The 18,515-nt window shown below is 72.7% G+C and carries 18 protein-coding genes; 14 read left to right on the top strand and 4 right to left on the bottom strand.

All coding sequences use genetic code 11. The annotated features are described in order from the left end of the window. The first annotated feature begins 11 nt into the window (after window positions 1-11). A complete protein-coding gene (locus tag ACFV2S_RS35945) occupies window positions 12-653 on the top strand; it encodes a DJ-1/PfpI family protein (RefSeq protein ID WP_383800236.1) in 642 nt (213 codons plus the stop codon). A 3-nt stretch (window positions 654-656) separates the two neighbouring features. Here ACFV2S_RS35945 and ACFV2S_RS35940 read toward each other — a convergent pair whose 3' ends face one another. Continuing rightward, the gene (locus ACFV2S_RS35940; protein WP_383800233.1) at window positions 657-1,400 is read right to left on the bottom strand and encodes an enoyl-CoA hydratase/isomerase family protein; all 744 of its coding nucleotides are present in this window, start codon (window positions 1,398-1,400) and stop codon (window positions 657-659) included. Window positions 1,401-1,598: 198 nt separating this feature from the next. Here ACFV2S_RS35940 and ACFV2S_RS35935 point away from each other — a divergent pair, with 198 nt between their 5' ends. Then, window positions 1,599-2,051, top strand: coding sequence for an ATP-binding protein (locus ACFV2S_RS35935; protein ID WP_329853958.1), 453 nt, complete (start codon window positions 1,599-1,601; stop codon window positions 2,049-2,051). 84 nt (window positions 2,052-2,135) lie between these two features. On the opposite strand, the gene idi is transcribed toward ACFV2S_RS35935, so the two are convergent. The 3 genes from idi to ACFV2S_RS35920 form a co-directional block, all read right to left on the bottom strand. Beyond that, on the bottom strand, window positions 2,136-2,756 hold the full coding sequence (gene idi / locus ACFV2S_RS35930) for an isopentenyl-diphosphate Delta-isomerase (RefSeq protein WP_385569726.1): 621 nt from the start codon (window positions 2,754-2,756) through the stop codon (window positions 2,136-2,138). Window positions 2,757-2,908: 152 nt separating this feature from the next. Next, on the bottom strand, window positions 2,909-4,153 hold the full coding sequence (locus ACFV2S_RS35925; protein ID WP_385569722.1) for a GNAT family N-acetyltransferase: 1,245 nt from the start codon (window positions 4,151-4,153) through the stop codon (window positions 2,909-2,911). 198 nt (window positions 4,154-4,351) lie between these two features. After that, on the bottom strand, window positions 4,352-5,293 hold the full coding sequence (locus ACFV2S_RS35920; RefSeq protein ID WP_385569718.1) for a cation diffusion facilitator family transporter: 942 nt from the start codon (window positions 5,291-5,293) through the stop codon (window positions 4,352-4,354). 388 nt (window positions 5,294-5,681) lie between these two features. On the opposite strand from ACFV2S_RS35920, the gene ACFV2S_RS35915 reads away from it, so the two are divergent. The 12 genes from ACFV2S_RS35915 (at window position 5,682) to ACFV2S_RS35860 (ending at window position 18,371) form a co-directional block, all read left to right on the top strand. After that, on the top strand, window positions 5,682-7,496 hold the full coding sequence (locus tag ACFV2S_RS35915) for a DUF5941 domain-containing protein (protein WP_385569797.1): 1,815 nt from the start codon (window positions 5,682-5,684) through the stop codon (window positions 7,494-7,496). After that, entirely contained in the window at window positions 7,493-8,245 is a 753-nt protein-coding gene (locus ACFV2S_RS35910; protein ID WP_385569714.1) for a sugar phosphate nucleotidyltransferase, read from the top strand. The genes ACFV2S_RS35915 and ACFV2S_RS35910 overlap by 4 nt, the downstream gene beginning before the upstream one ends. Further along, a complete protein-coding gene (locus ACFV2S_RS35905; RefSeq protein ID WP_385569710.1) occupies window positions 8,233-9,294 on the top strand; it encodes an iron-containing alcohol dehydrogenase family protein in 1,062 nt (353 codons plus the stop codon). The genes ACFV2S_RS35910 and ACFV2S_RS35905 overlap by 13 nt, the downstream gene beginning before the upstream one ends. 10 nt (window positions 9,295-9,304) lie before the next feature. Continuing rightward, entirely contained in the window at window positions 9,305-10,084 is a 780-nt protein-coding gene (locus ACFV2S_RS35900) for a CDP-alcohol phosphatidyltransferase family protein (RefSeq protein ID WP_385569706.1), read from the top strand. A 47-nt stretch (window positions 10,085-10,131) separates the two neighbouring features. After that, window positions 10,132-10,977, top strand: a complete 846-nt coding sequence (locus ACFV2S_RS35895) for a glycosyltransferase family 2 protein (protein ID WP_385569793.1) — start codon at window positions 10,132-10,134, stop codon at window positions 10,975-10,977. A gap of 50 nt (window positions 10,978-11,027) precedes the next feature. Continuing rightward, the gene (locus tag ACFV2S_RS35890; protein ID WP_383796166.1) at window positions 11,028-11,960 is read left to right on the top strand and encodes an ABC transporter permease; all 933 of its coding nucleotides are present in this window, start codon (window positions 11,028-11,030) and stop codon (window positions 11,958-11,960) included. Further along, on the top strand, window positions 11,953-12,738 hold the full coding sequence (locus tag ACFV2S_RS35885; RefSeq protein WP_383796169.1) for an ABC transporter ATP-binding protein: 786 nt from the start codon (window positions 11,953-11,955) through the stop codon (window positions 12,736-12,738). Before ACFV2S_RS35890 ends, ACFV2S_RS35885 begins: the two co-directional genes overlap by 8 nt. A gap of 121 nt (window positions 12,739-12,859) precedes the next feature. After that, the gene (locus tag ACFV2S_RS35880; protein WP_385569696.1) at window positions 12,860-13,507 is read left to right on the top strand and encodes a TetR/AcrR family transcriptional regulator; all 648 of its coding nucleotides are present in this window, start codon (window positions 12,860-12,862) and stop codon (window positions 13,505-13,507) included. A gap of 302 nt (window positions 13,508-13,809) precedes the next feature. Next, the gene (gene hpnC, locus ACFV2S_RS35875; protein ID WP_385569692.1) at window positions 13,810-14,721 is read left to right on the top strand and encodes a squalene synthase HpnC; all 912 of its coding nucleotides are present in this window, start codon (window positions 13,810-13,812) and stop codon (window positions 14,719-14,721) included. Beyond that, window positions 14,718-15,668, top strand: coding sequence for a presqualene diphosphate synthase HpnD (gene hpnD / locus ACFV2S_RS35870; RefSeq protein ID WP_385569687.1), 951 nt, complete (start codon window positions 14,718-14,720; stop codon window positions 15,666-15,668). The genes hpnC and hpnD overlap by 4 nt, the downstream gene beginning before the upstream one ends. A gap of 268 nt (window positions 15,669-15,936) precedes the next feature. Continuing rightward, complete coding sequence (gene hpnE / locus ACFV2S_RS35865) at window positions 15,937-17,274, top strand: hydroxysqualene dehydroxylase HpnE (protein WP_385569789.1); 1,338 nt, start codon at window positions 15,937-15,939, stop codon at window positions 17,272-17,274. Beyond that, complete coding sequence (locus tag ACFV2S_RS35860; protein WP_385569683.1) at window positions 17,271-18,371, top strand: polyprenyl synthetase family protein; 1,101 nt, start codon at window positions 17,271-17,273, stop codon at window positions 18,369-18,371. Before hpnE ends, ACFV2S_RS35860 begins: the two co-directional genes overlap by 4 nt. The last annotated feature ends 144 nt before the right edge of the window (window positions 18,372-18,515 follow it).

Below are 18,515 nucleotides of genomic sequence, written 5' to 3'. Positions count from 1 at the left end.
AGGAACCACCGATGCAGATCGCCGTCCTGCTCTACGACCGCTTCACCACCCTCGACGCCGTCGGCCCGTACGAGCTGCTCGCCCGCCTCCCCGGCGCCGAGACCGTCTTCGTGGCCAAGGAGCCCGGTCCGGTCCGGAACGACCAGGGCAGTCTCGCGCTCGTCGCCGACCGGAGCCTCGCCGAGGTCCCGCGACCGGACATCGTCCTGGTCCCCGGCGGCCCCGACGCACGGGTCGCCATGACCGACCCGGAGATCCTCGACTGGCTCCGCACCGCCGACGCCACCAGCACCTGGACCACCTCCGTCTGCACCGGTTCGCTGATCCTCGCGGCGGCGGGCCTGCTCCGGGAACGCCGGGCGACCACCCACTGGCTCGCCTTCGACGAACTGCGGGCGCTCGGCGTCGAACCCACCGGCGAGCGGGTCGTCTTCGACGGCAAGTACGTCACGGCGGCCGGCGTCTCCTCCGGCATCGACATGGCACTGCACCTGCTCGGCCGGATCGCCGGGGACGAGACCGCCCAGACGATCCAGCTGCTGACCGAGTACGACCCGCAGCCGCCGTACGACGCGGGCTCGCCCGAGAAGGCCCCGGCCGCGATCGTCGCGCACTGGCGGGGAACGCCCGTCGGGCCGCTCGCGCGGGACTGAGGTTCAGAGCCCGTACGTGAAGCGGGGCGCGCGCCGTTCCAGGAAGGCGGCGACGCCCTCGGCGGTGTCGCCGCTGCCGCGCGCCTGCTCCGCCCAGTGGTCGTCCCGGTCCAGGCGTCCGTCGGCGAACTCCTTGGCCGCCGCCTGGGTGAGCAGCGAGCGCGAGGCGAGCACCCGGGCGAACTCGGCCACCCGCTTGTCCAGCGCGCCCGCCGGGTGCAGCTCGTCCACGAACCCGGTCCGCAGCGCCCGCTCGGCCTCCATCAACTCCCCGGAGAAAAGGAGGTACTTGGCCGTCGAGGGGCCGACGAGGGCGGTGAGCCTGCGGGTCGAGGAGGACGGGTAGACGATGCCGAGCTTCGAGGGCGTGATCCCGAACCGGGCGCCCTCCTCGGCGAAGCGCAGGTCGCAGGCGGCGGCGAGCTGGCTGCCGCCGCCGACGCAGAAGCCGCGGACCGCGGCGAGGGTCGGCCTGGGGAAGGCGGCGAGGGCCTCCTCGGCCCGCACGGCGAGCGTCTGCTGCTCGTCCCCCGGCTCGCGCAGCGCGGAGATGTCCGCCCCGGCGCAGAACGTGTCGCCCTCGCCGGTGAGGACCAGGACGCGGACGGCGGGATCGGCGGCGAGGCGCTCCAGGAGGCCGGGCAGGGCGCGCCACATCCCGGCGCTCATCGCGTTGCGCTTGGCGGGGTTGGCGATGACGACGGTGGCGACCCCGTCCGTGACACTGTCCTTCAGCTGCGGCTCCATGGGCCGGATGCTATCCGCCGGGCCCGAACGTACGATCAGGAACCGCACGGGAACAGTCGAACAACTGACATGGGCATACTCAGCCGATCAGAAGGTGGCCGATAGGTGTCGACTTCTGGTCAGTAGGCCGGTCTGCCCCCGCGCATTGCCAAGACTCGATCCGTGGCGAGAATCGAGCACGAGGGTGGGAACGGGACCGTGGAGACCCACGGAGGCGTCCCCGCCCGTCAACCGTCCTACGAAGGAGTCTGGCGCTTCACCGCTGCAGCGGTCGACGTCTCCGTCCCGCAGGCCCGGCACGCCGTACGCGACCTGCTGGTCCGTCAGGGAGCCCCCGTCCATGAGGAGATCATGGACGGCCTGCTGCTGATCGTCTCCGAGCTGGTGACCAACGCCGTGCGGCACGCGGCGCTGCTCTCCCCGGAGATAGCGGTCGAGGTCGCGATCGGCCCCGAGTGGGTCAGGGTGTCCGTCGAGGACAACCACCCCTACCGCCCCAAGGCCCTGGAAGCGGACTGGGGGCAGACCGGCGGCCGCGGACTCCTCCTGGTGCGCGAGATCGCCCAGGAGGCCGGCGGCGCCTGCGACGTGGAGCACACCGCGAGCGGAGGGAAGATCATCTGGGCGGCCCTCCCGCTCGGGCCCGTCTGACGGTCCCCAGGGTGCGCCGCGCGATGCGACCCGGCCCCGGCCCCGATGGCACCGGGGCCGGGAGGCGCGCCCGCGCGCCGGTGGTCACCAGCCCCCGGAGGGCCCCGTCAGTTCCCTGATCGCCGGACGCGCCGCGTCCAGGACCGTCATGAACCAGGCGGAGAACGGGGCGGCCGCGTGCCGCTCGACCAGCTCGTCGGCGGTCACGAAGGCGGTGGACTCGATCTCCTCCGGGTCCGGCCGCGGTTCGGCCTGCACCAGGCCGACGAAGAGGTGGTTGAACTCCTGCTCCACCAGGCCCGAGGCCGGGTCCGGGTGGTTGTAGCGGACGGTGCCGGCCTCGGCGAGCAGCGTCGGCGAGACGCCGAGCTCCTCGAAGGTCCGGCGGGCCGCCGCGGCGAACGGAGCCTCGCCCGGGTAGGGATGGCCGCAGCAGGTGTTCGACCAGACGCCGGGGGAGTGGTACTTGCCGAGCGCCCGCCGCTGGAGCAGCAGCCGGCCCGAAGCGTCGAAGAGGAAGACGGAGAAGGCGCGGTGGAGCTGCCCCGGCGCCTGGTGCGCGGCGAGCTTCTCCGCGGTGCCGATGGTCCTCCCCTCCTCGTCGACCAGTTCGAGCATGATCGGCTCCGGGGCTCCGGACGGCTGGACACCGTTCGACGCGATCTCCGGCGAGATCTGAGCCGCGGTGGCTGGTGTGGTCGGCATACCCATCCTTCGCATCGGTCCTCGGCCCATGGGGGCCACCACAGTCTGCCGTACAAAAGCGGCTTGTCCGTACTTCGACGGCCGGACGTGGTCGCTCCCACCGCACCGGAGTACACCCGGTGCGGCAGGAGCGGGAGGGACGCGACGGGGCACTACACCCCGAAAGGTGCCGGATAGGCCAGTGTGCCCCGGGGGACGGCCGCGGAGCCGTCCAGGACGAGCGCCATCATGGCCTCGTCCGGAACCTCGAAACCTGGCTTGATTCCATACTCGGACGCGCGTACGAACCCGAACCGTGGGTAGTACTCCGGATGGCCCAGGACGAGCACGAGCTCCTCCCCGCGCAGCCGCGCCGCGTCGAGCACCGCCCGGACGACGGCCTGCCCGGCCCCCGTCCGCTGGTACGCGGGAGCCACCGAGACCGGGGCGAGCGCGGCCGCGGGGGCGCCGTCCACCAGGCAGCGGGTGATCAGCGCGTGCGCCGCGACCGTGCCGTCCGGCGCCTCGGCCACGTACGACAGGCCCGGCAGCCAGGCGTCGTCGACGCGCAGCGCCTCGACCAGATCGGCCTCGGCCCCGGACCCGAAGGCCGCGGCCACCAGCGCGTGGACCGCCTCGACGTCCTCCGCCGTCTCCGGGCGGGTGCGCCAGCGGGCGTCGGCGGGCCGCAGGACGAAGCCCGCGTAGCCGTAGTCGGCGCCGTGCCCGCGCCGCAGCGCGATCTCGGCCCGTGCCCCGGCCACCGCCTCGGCCATGCCGGGCACGGCGGTGTCCGCCGCGTCGGCGTGGGCGGCGAGCGGGACGTAGTACTCGTCCCAGTCGCCCTCGGGCTGCGGGAGCGTCCCCAGGACGTGGTAGCCGGCGGCGACGGCCGCCTCCGCGTTCCCGGCGACGGTGCGGAGGGCGTAGTGGTCCTCCCAGAAGGCGCGGGCCACCGGGCCCGGCTCCTCGGTGGTCCAGACGCACTCGGTGAGCACCAGGGTGCCCCCGGGGGCGAGGAGCCTGCGCCATGAGGTCAGGGCCCGGTCGAAACCGAGGACGAAGACCGAGCTCTCGGCCCAGACCAGGTCGAAGGAGCCGTCGGGGAAGGGCAGTGCTCCCATGTCGGCGTTCAGGGTGTGGACCGAACCGTCGAGCCCGCGGGCGGCGGCGGTCTCCCGCAGCTGGGCGAGGAACGGTTCGTGGGTGTCGACGGCGGTCACCTCGGCGCCCGCCTCGGCGGCCAGGAGCAGCGCGGAGCGGCCGGGGCCGCAGCCCAGGTCGAGGACGCGCGGGCGCTCCGGAAGCCGCCCCGCGAGCGCGAGGAGCCGGCGGGTGGTGGTGTCGGATCCGGGACCCTGCCGCGGCAGGCCGTGGTGCAGGGCGAAGAAGGAATCGTGCAGAGCGTTGTCGGACAACGTGGAAACCCTTGGTGACGAGGGTCCCGGCCGACGACGTGACGGACCGGTGGGAGAACCGGGATCAGGTCAGCCGGAGACCCGGAGGCTGAGGGACGACCGGGCGCTGCCGCACAGGGCAGCCTCCATCGCGACGGTCATCAACCTCAGCTCCTCTCCACACGTGTTCGTACGAAAAGACTAACAGGTGCGGTCGCCTCAGAGGCAGAGCTTCGCCTCGTGCTCCGCGTGCCCGACGGGCTCCAGCTGGAAGGTGCAGTGCTCCACGTCGAAGTGGGAGCCCAGACAGCCCTGGAGGGAGTGCAGCATCTTCTCGTGCCCGACCGAGTCCAGCGCGCCCTGGTCGACGACCACGTGCGCGGAGAGCACCGGCATCCCCGAGGTGATCGTCCAGGCGTGCAGGTCGTGCACGTCCTCGACGCCCGGCAGGGCCAGGATGTGCGCCCGGACCTCCGCCATGTCGACGCCCTTGGGCGCCGCCTCCAGGAGCACGTCCAGGGTCTCGCGCAGCAGCTTGAGCGTGCGCGGCACGATCATGAGGCCGATCACGATCGAGGCGATCGGGTCGGCGTACTGCCAGCCCGTCGTCAGGATGATCGTGGACGCGACGATCACGGTGACCGAGCCCAGCGCGTCCGCGAGCACCTCCAGGTACGCCCCGCGCACGTTGAGGCTCTCCTTCTGGCCCCGCATGAGCAGCGACAGCGAGATCACGTTGGCCACCAGGCCGACCGCGGCGAACGAGATCGCCAGACCGCCCTTGGTCTCGGCCGGTTCGACGAACCGCTGGACGGCCTCGTACAGCACGTAGCCGCCGACCACGAGGAGCAGCAGACAGTTGGCGAGCGCCGCCAGGATCTCGGCCCGGGCGAAGCCGAACGTGCGGTTCCCGGAGGGCGGCCGGTTCGCGAAGTGGATCGCGAGGAGCGCCATCGCGAGACCCACGGCGTCGGTCGCCATGTGCGCCGCGTCCGCGATCAGCGCGAGCGAGTCGGCGACCACACCGCCGATGATCTCGATCACCATCACGGAGAGCGTGATGCCGAGCGCGATCCGCAGCCGGCTCTTGTACGCGGCCCCCGCCGTGCCCGTCGGCGGCGGGCCGCCGTGGCTGTGCCCGTGGTCGTGTCCAGCCCCCATGACAAGGCCTCCCGGTCGTGTCGTGTCTGTGCCCCGATTCGCAAGTGAACTACGGGTGGGGGGTATGTGCAACACGGTACTGAACACCGTTGTCATATGCTCTGACCTGCGACAACGTCGAAGGGCGGCGATCCGGCCACCGGCCCCGCCGAACGGGGTTCGCGAGGCGGGCCGCCGATCGGCCATGATGACCTCCGCGGACGCGGCGCACCCGGACGGACACGGACGGTCCCGGGGGCGTCCTGGCGGAGAAGCCTCGGTGAACTCACGTTCCGTTCATCCGATAGCCTCAGCCGACGTGTCGCCGCCCGGTGCCCGGCCACACCGCCGCGCCCGGGGCCGCCATGGCCCCGGCGGCCCCTCCGTCAGCTCCAAGGAGTGAGTTCGTCTGTCGACCGCCATCCTCACCGGCCCGCCGGCACCCGGATCCTCGCTCGACGGAGATCTGCGGTCGCTCGGTTTCGACGTCCGGATCGCCTCCGGTCCCGAGGAGGCCGGCGTCCTGCTGGCCGCCGTCCCGGCGGGCGAGCGCGTCGCGCTCGTCGACCCCCGGTTCGTCGGTCACCTGCACGCGCTGCGCCTCACCCTGACCGACCCCCGCTTCCCCGCGGCCGCCGCCCCCGGCGCGCTCACCGCGCAGCGCGAGGCCCGCCCCGCGCTCGCCCGCGCCCTGGACGCGGCCTCCGCCGCCACCGGGACCGCCGGCACCGGCACGCTCACCGACGGCCTCACCGACGCCATCGCCGACGCCCTGGACGCCGACGGCGTCGCCGTGCACCGGCCCCAGCTCGGCACCCTCGTCGCCACGGTGCCCACCGACGCGGAGGCCCGCCACGAGGCCCGCGCCGCCGTGGACGCCGTCGACGACGAGGCCGTACGCCTGCGCTCGGCCGTCAAGGCGCACGACGGCTTCTTCACCACCTTCTTCATCAGCCCGTACTCGCGCTACATCGCCCGCTGGTGCGCGCGCCGCGGCCTGACCCCCAACCAGGTCACCACCGCCTCGCTGCTCACCGCGCTGATCGCGGCCGGCTGCGCGGCGACCGGGACGCGCGGCGGCTACGTCGCCGCAGGCGTCCTCCTCCTGGTCTCCTTCGTCCTGGACTGCACCGACGGGCAGCTCGCCCGCTACGCGCTCAAGTACTCGACGATGGGCGCCTGGCTCGACGCCACCTTCGACCGGGCCAAGGAGTACGCCTTCTACGCGGGCCTCGCCCTCGGCGCCGCCCGCAACGGCGACGACGTCTGGGCCCTCGCGCTGGGCGCGATGGTCCTCATGACCTGCCGGCACGTCGTGGACTTCTCGTTCAACGAGGCCAACCACGACGCCACGGCCAACACCAGCCCGACCGCCGCCCTGTCCAGCAGGCTCGACGGCGTCGGGTGGACGGTCTGGGCCCGCCGCATGATCATCCTGCCGATCGGCGAGCGCTGGGCGATGATCGCCGTCCTCACCGCCGTCACCGACCCCCGGATCGTCTTCTGGGCCCTGATCGTCGGCTGCGCGTTCGGCGCCTGCTACACCACGGCCGGCCGGATCCTGCGCTCCCTGACCCGCAGGGCGCAGCGGACCGACCGGGCCGCCCAGGCCCTGGCCGACCTCGCGGACTCGGGCCCGCTGGCCGGGATCGCGGGCCGGACCTTCGGCCGCGCCGGACTCGGGCTGCTCCCCGGGTTCGTCCTCGCGATGATCGGCACGGGCACGCTGATCGCCGCGGTGCTCGGCCGCCCCTTCGGGGACGGCGGGACCGTGGTCGCGGCGGCCCTGTACGTGATGTTCGCGGGCGCGGCCGTCGCCCGCCCCCTCAAGGGCGCCCTCGACTGGCTCGTCCCCCCGCTCTTCCGCGCCGCCGAGTACACGACCGTCCTCGTGCTCGCCGCCCGCTCCGACTCCCCGCACGCCCTTCCCGCCGCATTCGGGCTGGTCGCGGCCGTCGCCTACCATCACTACGACACGGTGTACCGCATCCGCGGCGGCACCGGCGCGCCGCCCGCGTGGCTGGTGCGCGTCACCGGCGGACACGAGGGGCGCACGCTCCTGGTGACCGCCCTCGCCGCCCTGCTGGCGGACCGCGGTGACGACTTCACCCTGGCACTGACCGCGCTGGCGGTCGCCGTCGCGCTGGTGGTGCTCGTGGAGTCCATCCGCTTCTGGGTCTCCTCCGGAGCACCCGCCGTTCACGACGAAGGAGAAACAGCATGATCGGCCTCGTACTGGCAGCCGGTGCCGGACGGCGACTGCGCCCCTACACCGAGACGCTTCCGAAGGCCCTCGTGCCCGTGTCCGGCGAGGGCACCGAGAACGAGCTGACCATCCTCGACGGCACGCTCAAGAACTTCGCCGAGATCGGTCTCACCGAGGTCGCGATCGTCGTCGGCTACCGCAAGGAGGCCGTCTACGCCCGCAGGGACGCCCTGGAGGCCACGTACGGCCTCAAGATCACCCTCGTCGACAACGACAAGGCCGAGGAGTGGAACAACGCCTACTCCCTGTGGTGCGCCCGTGAGGTCCTCAAGCGCGGTGTGATCCTCGCCAACGGCGACACCGTCCACCCGGTCTCCGTCGAGAAGACCCTGCTCGCCGCCCGCGGCAAGGGCCAGAAGATCATCCTCGCCCTCGACACGGTGAAGAACCTCGCCGACGAGGAGATGAAGGTCATCACCGCCGAGGGCAAGGGCGTCCAGCGCATCACCAAGCTCATGGACCCGGCCACCGCCACCGGCGAGTACATCGGCGTCACCCTCATCGAGGCCGAGGCCGCCGAGGAGCTCGCCGACGCCCTCAAGGCCACCTTCGAGCGCGACCCCGACCTCTACTACGAGGACGGCTACCAGGAGCTCGTCAACCGCGGCTTCACCGTCGACGTCGAGCCCATCGGTGATGTCAAGTGGGTCGAGATCGACAACCACGACGACCTCGCGAAGGGCCGTGAGATCGCGTGCCAGTACTGACTCGGCTGATCCCCTCGCCGGTCGTCGTCGACATCCGCCGGGGAGCGCTGGACGACCTGTCCGCGCTCCTCGCGGACCAGCGGATCTCCAGCAACGGCAAGATCGCCGTCGCCATCAGCGGCGGCTCGGGCCTCAAGCTGCGTGACCACTTCGCCCCCGAGCTGCCCGGTGCCGACTGGTTCCCGGTCTCGGGCGGCACGATCGACGAGGCCGTGAAGCTCGCCGACGCCATGCGCGGCAAGCGCTACGACGCCGTGGTCGCGCTCGGCGGCGGCAAGATCATCGACGTGACGAAGTACGCGGCGGCCCGGGTCGGGCTGCCGCTGGTGGCCATCGCCACCAACCTGTCGCACGACGGGATCTGCTCGCCGGTGTCCACCCTGGACAACGACAACGGGCGCGGCTCCTACGGCGTGCCCACCCCGATCGCGCTGGTCATCGACCTCGACGTGATCCGGGACGCCCCCGTGCGGTACGTCCGCTCCGGCATCGGCGACGCGATCTCCAACCTCTCCGCCATCGAGGACTGGGAGCTCTCGCACCGCGAGACCGGCGAGCCCGTCGACGGCCTGGCCGCCGCCATGGCCCGCAGCGCGGGCGAGGCGGTGCTCCGCCACCCCGGCGGCGTGGGCGACGACGACTTCCTCGTCACGCTCTCCGAGGGCCTGGTGATGTCCGGCATCGCCATGTCCATCAGCGGTGACACGCGCCCCTCCTCGGGTGCCTGCCACGAGATCAGCCACGCCTTCGACCTGCTCTTCCCGACGCGCGCGGCCAGCCACGGCGAGCAGTGCGGTCTCGGCGCGGCCTTCGCGATGCACCTGCGCGGTGCCCGGGACGCCTCCGGCGTGATGGTCGAGACCCTCCGCCGGCACGGGCTGCCCGTCCTGCCCCAGGAGATGGGCTTCACCGTGGACGAGTTCGTCCAGGCGGTGTCCTTCGCCCCGCAGACCCGGCCGGGCCGCTTCACCATCCTCGAACACCTCGACCTGTCAGACGACGAGATCAGGGACGCGTACGCCGACTATGCCAAATCCATCGGTAACTGAGGTCCGTCCGGTGCGGAAGCCTTCGGTGGCCGAGCTCCGGCCGGTCGTCCACCCCCCGGGTGTGAAGGACCGGCGCAGCGGTGAGCACTGGGGCGGCCGCCTGTACATGCGGGAGATCTCGCTCAGGATCACCCGGCAGCTCGTCGGCACCAAGGTGACGCCGAACCAGCTCACGTACGTCATGACGCTCGCGGGCGTCCTCGCCGCACCGGCCCTGCTGGTGCCCGGGATCCCGGGGGCGCTGCTCGGCGCGCTCATGGTCCAGCTCTACCTGCTGCTCGACTGCGTCGACGGCGAGGTGGCCCGCTGGAAGAAGCAGTTCTCGCTCGCCGGCGTGTACCTGGACCGGGTCGGCGCCTACCTGTGCGACGCGGCGGTCCTCGTCGGCTTCGGCCTGCGCGCCGCCGACCTGTGGGGCTCCGGCCGGATCGACTGGCTCTGGGCCTTCCTGGGCACGCTCGCCGCCCTCGGCGCCATCCTGATCAAGGCGGAGACCGACCTCGTCGGCGTCGCCCGCCACCAGGGCGGACTGCCGCCGGTCAAGGAGGCGGCCTCCGAGCCGCGCTCCTCCGGCATGGCGCTGGCCCGCCGGGCCGCCGGCGCGCTCAAGTTCCACCGGCTCGTCCTCGGCATCGAGGCCTCGCTGCTCATCGTGGTCCTGGCGATCGCGGACCAGATCCGGGGAGACCTCTTCTTCACCCGGCTCGGTGTCGCCGTCCTCGCCGGCATCGCGCTGCTCCAGACCGTGCTGCACCTGGTGTCGATCATGGTCTCCAGCAGGCTGAAGTGAGGCCGGCCGTCAGCACGCCGCTCAGGGTGGGCGCCGTCATCATCACGATGGGCGACCGCCCCGACGACCTGCGCGCGCTCATCGACTCGGTCGCGCGCCAGGAGGGCGACCGGATCGAGGTCGTCGTCGTCGGTCAGGGCACCCCGGTCACCGGGGTGCCCGACTGGGTCCGGACCGTCGACCTGCCCGAGAACCTGGGCATCCCCGGCGGCCGGAACGTGGGCATCGAGGCCTTCGGCCCCGGCGGCACCGACGTCGACGTCCTGCTCTTCCTCGACGACGACGGGCTGCTCGCCCACACGGACACCGCCGAGCTGGTCCGGCAGGCCTTCACCGCCGACCCGCGCCTCGGGATCATCAGCTTCCGGATCGCCGATCCGGACACCGGGGTCACCCAGCGCCGGCACGTGCCGCGGCTCCGCTCGGCCGACCCGATGCGCTCCTCCCGGGTGACCACCTTCCTCGGCGGCGCGAACGCCGTCCGTACCAAGGTCTTCGCCGAAGTCGGCGGTCTGCCGGGCGAATTCTTCTACGCGCACGAGGAGACCGACCTCGCCTGGCGCGCGCTCGACGCCGACTGGATGATCGACTACCGTTCCGACATGGTGCTGCTGCACCCCACCACAGCCCCGTCCCGGCACGCCTCGTACCACTTCAACGTGGCCCGCAACCGAGTCTGGCTGGCACGTCGCAATCTGCCCGCGCCCCTGGTGCCGGTCTATCTCGGCGTCTGGCTCCTGCTCACCCTGGCCCGGCGGCCCTCGCTCTCCGCGCTCACGGCGTGGCTCGGCGGATTCCGCGCGGGCTGGACGACTCCCTGCGGACCGCGCCGCCCCATGAGGTGGCGTACGGTGTGGCGGCTGACCCGGCTGGGTCGCCCCCCGGTCGTCTGACATCGTGGTACCCACACGTGCCGCGCATCTTGAACACGAAAGTTTCGACTGTGAGTGACACACACCTGGGCGGGGCGGTCGCGACGAGCGCGCCTCCGTCCTCCGCCGGCGAGGGCCTGGAGCCGGCCGCCCTCGCCGCGAAGTACGGCCTCGCCGTCAGCGGCGCCCGGCCGGGTCTGTTCGAGTACGTCCGCGATCTGTGGAGCCGGCGCCACTTCATCCTGGCCTTCTCCTCGGCGAAGCTGGCCGCGCAGTACAGCCAGGCCAAGCTGGGCCAGGTCTGGCAGGTCGCGACCCCGCTGCTCAACGCGCTGGTCTACTACCTGATCTTCGGGCTGATCCTGGGCGCGGGACGCGGGATGTCCGAGGACGTCTACATCCCGTTCCTGGTCACGGGCATCTTCGTGTTCACCTTCACCCAGAACTCGGTCATGGCCGGAGTACGGGCGATCTCGGGCAACCTGGGCCTCGTCCGGGCGCTGCACTTCCCGCGCGCCACCCTCCCGATCTCCTTCTCGCTCCAGCAGCTCCAGCAGCTGCTGTACTCGATGATCGTGCTCGTGGCGGTCGCGCTGTTCTTCGGCAGCTACCCCTCCCTCCGGTGGCTGCTCCTGATCCCCGCGCTGCTGCTGCAGTTCGTGTTCAACACGGGCCTCTCGATGATCGTGGCCAGGATGGGCGCCAAGACGCCCGACCTCGCCCAGCTGATGCCCTTCATCATGCGCACCTGGATGTACGCCTCGGGCGTCATGTTCTCGATCTCCGCGATGCTGGCCGACAAGCCCGCGTGGATCGCCAAGGTCCTCCTGTACAACCCGGCGGCGGTCTACATGGACCTGATCCGCTATGCCCTCATCGAGGGCTACGGCGCGGAGAACCTGCCGTCGCACGTCTGGATCACCGCCCTGGCCTGGGCCCTGCTCTTCGGCATCGGCGGTTTCTTCTACTTCTGGAAGGCCGAGGAGAGGTACGGGCGTGGCTGACACGAACCAGGGCAACGTCCCCACCGTCATCTGCGACGACGTCCACATCGTGTACCGGGTCAACACCGGGGGCGGCGGCAAGGGCAGCGCCACGGCGGCGCTCAGCCGGATCGTCGGCCGCGGCAAGGCCGAGGTCTCCCGGGGCGTCCGCAAGGTCCACGCCGTCCGCGGCGTCACCTTCACCGCGTACCGGGGCGAGGCCATCGGCCTCATCGGCACCAACGGCTCCGGCAAGTCCACGCTGCTGCGTGCCATCGCCGGTCTGCTCCCCACCGAGAGCGGCAAGGTCTACACCGACGGGCAGCCCTCGCTCCTGGGCGTCAACGCGGCCCTCATGAACGACCTCACCGGCGAGCGCAACGTGATCCTCGGCGGCCTCGCCATGGGCATGAGCCGCGAGGAGGTGCGCTCCCGCTACGAGGACATCGTCGACTTCTCCGGCATCAACGAGAAGGGCGACTTCATCAGCCTGCCCATGCGGACGTACTCCTCCGGCATGGGCGCCCGGCTGCGCTTCGCCATCGCCGCCGCCAAGAACCACGACGTCCTCCTCATCGACGAGGCGCTGGCCACCGGCGACCGCAAGTTCCAGATCCGCTCCGAGGAGCGCATCCGCGAGCTCCGCAAGGAGGCCGGCACGGTCTTCCTGGTGAGCCACAGCAACAAGTCCATCCGGGACACCTGCGACCGGGTGCTCTGGCTGGAGAAGGGGCAGCTCCTGATGGACGGCCCCACGGACGAGGTCCTCAAGGCGTACGAGCGCGAGACCGCGCGCTGACCCCCGGGAAGCGCACCGCAGGAGCCCCCGCCGGATGCATCCGGTAGGGGCTCTTCCGGTTTTCGCGCGTCGTGTCCCCACCTGGAATGTTCCTGCGGTTAACTTCGGGCAGGATGAGCCCATGGCAGCGACCTCGGCGGGAAAGACCTACCACCACGGCGACCTGCGCAACGCGCTGATCTGCGCGGCCGTCGACCTCGCCACCGACGGCGGCCCCGAGCGGGTCGTCCTGCGCGAGGCGGCCCGCCGGGTCGGTGTCTCGCCCACCGCCGCCTACCGGCACTTCGACGGGCGCGGCGAACTCCTCCGCACCGTCAGGGCGCACGCCCGCCGGGAGCTCGCCGCCGCCATGGAGCGGGCCGCCGCCCGCGAGCCCGGCGCCGACGACCCCGTCCTCGCGGCCGAGCGCCGCGTCGCCGCCCTCTGCCGGGGCTACGTCGGCTTCGCGGTGGAGCAGCCGGGCCTCTACCGGGCCGCGTTCTGCGTCCCCCGCCCCGCTCAGGGGGGCGAGTGTCCGCCGGACCGGTCGGCCGCCGAGCCCGAGATCCGCGCGTTCACCCTGCTCGGCGAGGCGCTGGAGGCGCTCACCGCGCTCGGCGCCGCACGGCCGGGAACCCGCCCCGCCACCGGTGCCGCCGCGTGGTCGGCCGTGCACGGGCTGTCACTCCTCCTGGTGGACGGGCCCCTTCGCCGCCTCTCCGCGCAGGGCAGGAGCGTCGCCGTCGAGGCGACCCTCGCCATGGTGGTCTCCGGAGTGGACGCCTCCTGAGCCCGAACTCCCTTGCCGTGCAGGCGAGTTGACCGCTCGCGCCGGCCGGGTGTGCGGCGCGTGCCACCCCGGAATGGCGAAGGTCGTCGTGCAACGTAAGCTGGACCGGTCTGTTTCGCGGCAAGTAGGGCGATACCCCGCGGCCATCGGGCCCGCGTGTGGCGGCCCTACGGGCAGGGGTCGGCGGCGTGTCCGAAATAGGATGGATTGGATCGGCAGTGTAGAACGGGAGACGTGACGGCCATGACGCAGATTCTCCAGCTCCACGAGGGTGTCGCCGTCCCTCCGTCAGGAACCGCCCAGTGACGGAGACCAGGCAGGCGCGCACCGACGCCTCCTCGCGCGCCACACTCGGCAAGGCCGCGGACGAGAACTTCCCCGTGGCCCCCTTCTTCCTGCCCCGCGCCTGGCGCGACGACCTCATGGCCGTCTACGGCTACGCCCGGCTCGTCGACGACATCGGCGACGGCGACCTCGCCCCCGGCGGCGCCGACGCCCGCCACCTCGGCGTCGCCCCCGGAGCCGAGGAGGACCGGGTGGCCCTCCTCGACGCCCTGGAGGCGGACCTCCACCGCGTCTTCGACTCCACCCCGCACCACCCCCTGCTGCGCGCCCTGCAGCCGACGGTCCGGCGGCGCGGGCTCACCCCCGGGCCCTTCCTCGGCCTGATCGCCGCCAACCGGCAGGACCAGCTGGTCCGCCGCTACGAGACGTACGACGACCTCCTCGCGTACTGCGAGCTCTCCGCGAACACCGTCGGCCGGCTCGTCCTCGCGATCACCGGCACCGACACCCCCGAGCGGATCCGGCGCTCCGACGAGATCTGCACCGCACTCCAGCTCGTCGAGCACCTCCAGGACGTCGCCGAGGACCTCGCCCGCGACCGGATCTACCTGCCCGCCGAGGACCTCAAGCGCTTCCACGTGACCGAGCGCGACCTCGCCGAGCCCACCGCCGGAGCGTCCGTGCGGGCCCTGATCGCCTTCGAGGCCGAGCGCGCCCGCGCCCTCCTGCACGCCGGAGCCCCGCTCGTCGGCAGTGTCCACGGACGGCTCCGCCTCCTCCTCGCCGGATTCACCGCCGGGGGCCTCGCCGCCCTCGACGCCGTCACCGACGCCGGATACGACGTACTGGCCGGCCCACCGAAGTCCACCAAGCCGAGCCTGATGCGCCAGGCGGGAGCGGTACTGCTCCGGGCGCGGAGAGAGGGGTGAGCGCGACCGTGGAGGCACAGCACCAGCCGTCCGCACCGGTCCAGGCCGCCTACAGCTACTGCGAGGCGGTCACCGGCGGCCAGGCCCGCAACTTCGCCTACGGGATCCGGCTGCTCCCCGCCGAGAAGCGACAGGCGATGTCCGCGCTGTACGCCTTCTCGCGGCGCGTCGACGACATCGGCGACGGCACGCTCGCGCCCGGGGAGAAGCGGGAGCGGCTCGAAGCGACCCGGGACGTCCTCGACCGCATCCGCAAGGGCCTCGTCGAGGAGGACGACACCGACCCCGTCGCCGTCGCCCTCGCCGACTCGGCCCGCCGCTTCCCGATCCCGCTCGCCGGTCTCGACGAGCTCATCGACGGCGTCCTCATGGACGTGCGCGGGGCGACCTACGAGACCTGGGACGACCTCAAGGTCTACTGCCGGTGCGTCGCGGGCGCGATCGGCCGTCTCTCCCTCGGCGTCTTCGGCACCCAGCCCGGAGCCCACGGCGTCGACCGCGCGGGCGAGTACGCCGACACCCTGGGCCTCGCGCTGCAGCTGACCAACATCCTCAGGGACGTACGCGAGGACGCCGGGAACGGGCGCACCTACCTGCCCGCCGACGACCTCGCCAAGTTCGGCTGCTCGGACGGCTTCGACCGCGACACCCCCGGCCCCGGGGCCGACTTCGCCGGGCTCGTCCACTTCGAAGTGCGGCGCGCCCGCGCCCTGTTCGCCGAGGGCTACCGGCTCCTGCCCATGCTCGACCGGCGCAGCGGAGCCTGCGTCGCCGCCATGGCGGGCATCTACCGGCGCCTGCTCGACCGGATCGAGCGCGACCCCGAGGCGGTCCTGCGCGGCCGCGTCTCCCTGCCGGGACGCGAGAAGGCGTACGTCGCCGTGCGCGGGCTCTCCGGCCTCGACACCCGCCACATCGCCCGCCGCACCGTCAGGAGGCGTGCCTGATGCGCCCCTGCGCCCCCGCCCGCCGGGCAACCCCGCGCGCCGTCCCGGCGTCCCTGCCGGAGGCACCCCCGCATCCGACCGCGCCGACCCGAACGGAGGCCGCGTGAACGACGAAGCAACCGAGCGGAACACCCCGCCGGGCACGCCCGGCACGGAGGCGGGCCCCGGCACGGACGCGCACGGCGGTGCCGGGTCCCGTCCGGCGCGTGGCGCGAGCGACGGGTCCGGTGGCGGCGCGCGGCCCAGCGCCGTCGTCGTCGGCGGCGGCATCGCCGGGATCACCACCGCCCTCCGGCTCGCCGAGAGCGGCGTCCGGGTCACCCTGCTCGAAGGCCGGCCCCGGCTCGGCGGCCTCGCCTTCTCCTTCCGCCGCGGCGACCTGACCGTCGACAACGGCCAGCACGTCTACCTGCGCTGCTGCACCGCCTACCGCTGGTTCCTCGACCGGGTCGACGGCACCGCGCTCGCCCCCCTCCAGGACCGGCTCGACGTCCCCGTCCTCGACGTCGCGCATCCCCGCGGCCCCCGGCTCGGCCGGATCCGCCGCGACAGCCTGCCCGTGCCGCTGCACCTCGCGCGCAGCCTCGCCACGTACCCGCACCTCTCCCTCGCCGAGCGCGCCTCCGTGGGCCGCGCCGCGCTCGCCCTGAAGAAGCTCGACCCCGCCGACCCGGCACTCGACGGCATCGACTTCGCCACCTGGCTCGGCCGGCACGGACAGTCCCCCCGGACCGTCGAGGCCCTCTGGGACCTCGTCGGCATCCCCACCCTCAACGCCCCCGCCCCGCAGGCCTCCATGGGTCTCGCCGCGATGGTCTTCAAGACCGGGCTCCTCTCCGAGCCCGGCGCCGCCGACATCGGCTGGGCCCACGTCCCGCTCGGCGAACTCCACGACACCCGGGCCGCGAAGGAGCTCGACGCCCTCGGCGTCCGCACCGCGCTGCGCACCAAGGCCGAGCGGATCTCCCGTACCGAAGACGGCCGTTGGGCCGTCGACGTGCCGGGGGAGCGGATCGAGGCCGACGCGGTCGTCCTCGCCGTACCGCAGCACGAGACCCACGGCCTGCTGCCCGAGGGCGCCCTCGACGACCCCGACCGGCTCCTCGACATCGACACGGCGCCCATCCTCAACCTGCACGTGGTCTACGACCGCAAGGTGCTGAAGCGGCCCTTCTTCACCGCGCTCGGCTCCCCGGTGCAGTGGGTCTTCGACCGCACCGACTCCTCCGGGCTCACCGGCGGGGGCCAGTACCTCGCCGTCTCCCAGTCCGCCGCCCGGGACGAGATCGACGAACCCGTCGCCGCCCTGCGCGCGAAGTACCTCCCCGAGCTGGAACGGCTCCTGCCCGCCGCCCGCGGCGCGGGGGTCCGCGACTTCTTCGTCACCAGGGAGCGGACGGCCACGTTCGCCCCCACCCCGGGCGTCGGCCGGCTCAGGCCCGGCGCCCGCACCGGGGCCCCGGGGCTTTATCTGGCCGGGGCCTGGACCGCCACCGGCTGGCCCGCGACCATGGAGGGTGCCGTCCGCAGCGGTTTCAGCGCCGCGAGCGCCGCGCTCTCCGCCCTCGGCCGCCGCCACGACCACCCGCTGCAGGAGGCGGTATGAGTGTGAGTACCGGAACAAGAGGAGAGACCGTGCCGACAGTGCCGCCGGGACAACCGGCCGTCGACACCGCGGACGTGTCCGCACTGCTGGAGCGGGGGCGGACACTGTCCACCCCCGTACTGCGGGCGGCCGTCGACCGCCTCGCGCCGCCCATGGACACCGTGGCCGCCTACCACTTCGGCTGGATCGACGCGCAGGGCAACCCCGCCGACGGCGACGGCGGCAAGGCCGTCCGCCCGGCCCTGGCCCTGCTGTCGGCCGAGGCCGCCGGCGCCGCGCCCGAGGTCGGCATCCCCGGCGCCGTCGCCGTGGAGCTCGTGCACAACTTCTCGCTGCTCCACGACGACCTGATGGACGGCGACGAGCAGCGCCGCCACCGCGACACGGTGTGGAAGGTGCACGGCCCCGCGCAGGCGATCCTCGTCGGCGACGCCCTCTTCGCCCTCGCCAACGAGATCCTGCTGGAGCTCGGCACCGTCGAGGCCGGCCGCGCCACCCGCCGGCTGACCACGGCCAGCCGCAAGCTCATCGACGGCCAGGCCCAGGACATCTCCTACGAGCACCGCGAGCGGGTCACCGTCGAGGAGTGCCTGGAGATGGAGGGCAACAAGACCGGCGCCCTGCTCGCCTGCGCCGTCTCCATCGGCGCCGTCCTCGGCGGTGCCGACGACCGCACCGCCGACAAGCTGGAGGAGTACGGCTACCACCTCGGCCTCGCCTTCCAGGCCGTGGACGACCTCCTCGGCATCTGGGGCGACCCGGAGGCCACCGGCAAGCAGACCTGGAGCGACCTGCGCCAGCGCAAGAAGTCCCTGCCGGTCGTCGCCGCCCTCGCCGCGGGCGGCCCGGCCTCCGAGCGGCTCGGCGAACTCCTCGCCGCGGACGCCAAGTCCAATGACTTCGACACCTTCTCCGAGGAGGAGTTCGCCACCCGCGCGGCCCTCATCGAGGAGGCCGGAGGACGCGAGTGGACCTCCCAGGAGGCCCGCCGCCAGCACGCGATCGCGATCGAGGCCCTCGACGAGGTGGACATGCCCGCCCGCGTGCGGGACCAGCTCGTCGCCCTGGCCGACTTCGTGGTCGTACGGAAGAGATGATCACCATCACCCTGATATGAGTTCGCGGTCGCGGGGGGGGGGGGGCCCCCCCCCGCCCCCCCCGCGCCACCGCAAAAAAAAATAAACAAACCCCGCCACACGGTCACACGAAACAACAACACCCCCCCACGAACCGCCGGCCCC

The sequence above is a fragment of the Streptomyces sp. NPDC059695 genome, from assembly GCF_042733785.1.
In the GTDB taxonomy this organism is placed as follows: Bacteria; Actinomycetota; Actinomycetes; order Streptomycetales; family Streptomycetaceae; genus Streptomyces.
This window is presented reverse-complemented; position numbering and strand designations above follow the sequence as displayed.